Origin of the sequence: Falsiroseomonas sp. E2-1-a20, assembly GCF_051433195.1 — a bacterium.
Lineage (GTDB): Bacteria > Pseudomonadota > Alphaproteobacteria > Acetobacterales > Acetobacteraceae > Falsiroseomonas.
The window spans coordinates 1-1896 of sequence record NZ_JBHMFT010000133.1 but is presented as its reverse complement, the minus strand read 5'-3'; the positions used below and the strand labels follow the sequence as shown (position 1 = coordinate 1896).

Sequence of the window (1896 nt, the reverse complement as noted above, 5' to 3'; positions counted from 1 at the left end):
CGCCGGCACGATCCTGGTGCGCCGGATCGGCGAGGTCGCCGAGGGCACCGCTACCACGCTGGGCGCCTCGGCCGACGTGTTCCTCCGCCTTGCCGGCCCGCCGGTCGCGAACGACCCCGACGCAACGCGCCTTGCGGCCGAGGTAGCCCGCGCCGTGGTGGGCGACGGGGGTGTGGCGGAGCTGGCGCAGCCGACGATGGTGGCCGAGGATTTCGGTCACCTGCTGCAGAAGCGGCCGGGATGCTTCCTGCTGCTCGGCGCCGGGCGGGGCAGGGCGCAGGAGCCGCAGCTGCACCAGCCCGGCTACGACTTCAACGACGCGCTGCTGCCCATCGGGGCCAGCTGGTTCGCCATGCTGGCCGAGCGCCTGCTGCCGCGGACCTGACGCGGCCCTTGGCGGTGGCGCCACGGATCGGGCGGACCGGAGGTCGTCTGCGACCTTCGCCTGAGAACAGCGACGAACCCGCCCGCAGATAGGTGGCCCTGAAGGATCGGGTACTTCACCTTTGAGGTGATCAAGGGATGTAAAATCTTACCCTTACAAAAATCCGCCATCAGTGCTCTCTGGATCCTGCAGAGAGCCAGGTTCTTCTGCGCAATGGCCACATGCCGTGATGGAGCCTTCTGAATGCCAAAGACGCCGCCCGCCACGCCGACCAGGACACCGAGCGCAGCCACCGTGACCCTCAAGCAGCTGGCGCCCGAACTGGCCGAGGCGCACGAGATGACCAGGAAGCAGGTTGAGGCCGTGCTGGCCGGGCTGGTCGAGACGGTGACCACGCGCCTCAAGGCCGGCGACAAGGTGCGGCTGACCGGGCTCGGGATCCTGCAGGTGCGGGACCGGCCGGCGCGGACCGGCCGCAATCCGGGGACGGGCCAGCCGATCGAGATCCAGGCCAGCCGGAAGATCGCCTTCAGCGCGGCAAAGGAACTCAAGGACGTCGTCTGAGCCCTTCGCCCGAGAACAACCGCGAACCGGCGATCGGCATTCTCCCGCCGAGCGACATGACGGACGCAACCCGTCGGTCGCCTCGCCGGCCGGGCCGGCAGAGGGCGCCGCAGCCCGACCCGCCGCTACTCCGGTGTCTGGTCCGCGGTCTGCGGCGGCTGGCCGCGGGCGACGGCACGCGCGAAGGCCATCAGCGCGGCACGGCGACGCGGGTCGTTGATGGTGGAAAACACCTGCACCAGCTCGACCAGCTCATCCGTGGCGCCGTCGATGAAGTCGACCATCGGCTCGTGCCGCGGCGCGGAGCCGCCCATCAGCGTCTCCGGCCGCACGCCGAGTGCCGTCGCGATGCCGAGCAGGCGGCTGGTCGCGATCCGCGTCGCACCTGTTTCGTAGCGATGGAACTGCGCGCCGGTGACACCGACGATGTCGGCGATCTCCTTCTGCGTCCGGCCGGCGGCGCGGCGCAGTTCCTTGATCCGGCTGCCGACGCTGGCGTCAGCAGAGGTGGGTGAGCGGTTGCCCGAGATCACCGCCACGGCCAGCCCGACTTCCGATCGGTCATTCATCGCCACCATGGCTTGCGGGCTCGCCTCCATCGCGGCGGTGCGGGAGCCGGCCGGAAATGTCGCGTTAAAAGCCTGCATCGTTCTGGTCCTTGGGGCGGCAGGGTGAAGCTGCTGTGGGTGGGCAGGTGCGGATGTCACGTACGAGGAGGGACAGAACGCCCCCCGTGTGATTTCGTTCGACTAAATCTAATTGCATCCAGATGGCATCGCCGGAATCTACTCATTCAAGAACTGCGTCAGGGTGTCGCGGAGCCGGCTGAGTTCACGATCGTGCCAGGGTTCAGCGGGTGGAGTGCCGCGACGGGGGCTCGCTGTGCTCTACCAGCGAGCCCGTTGCAGGCTACGCCGAGACTGCCCGCCGGCGGCGGCGGGCCAGGC

General features: G+C 69.1%; 3 protein-coding genes. 2 read left to right on the top strand and 1 reads right to left on the bottom strand.

What is annotated here, in order from left to right; translation table 11 throughout:
* A partial coding sequence (locus tag ACFHPP_RS30900; RefSeq protein ID WP_437167058.1) for a M20/M25/M40 family metallo-hydrolase occupies window positions 1-385 on the top strand: 385 nt, incomplete at its 5' end.
* 243 nt (window positions 386-628) lie between these two features.
* Complete coding sequence (locus ACFHPP_RS30895; RefSeq protein WP_437167057.1) at window positions 629-949, top strand: HU family DNA-binding protein; 321 nt, start codon at window positions 629-631, stop codon at window positions 947-949.
* Window positions 950-1074: 125 nt separating this feature from the next.
* On the opposite strand, the gene ACFHPP_RS30890 is transcribed toward ACFHPP_RS30895, so the two are convergent.
* Window positions 1075-1596 (bottom strand): helix-turn-helix domain-containing protein, encoded by a 522-nt coding sequence (locus tag ACFHPP_RS30890; protein WP_437167056.1) that lies wholly within the window; start codon window positions 1594-1596, stop codon window positions 1075-1077.
* Between the last annotated feature and the right edge of the window lie 300 nt (window positions 1597-1896).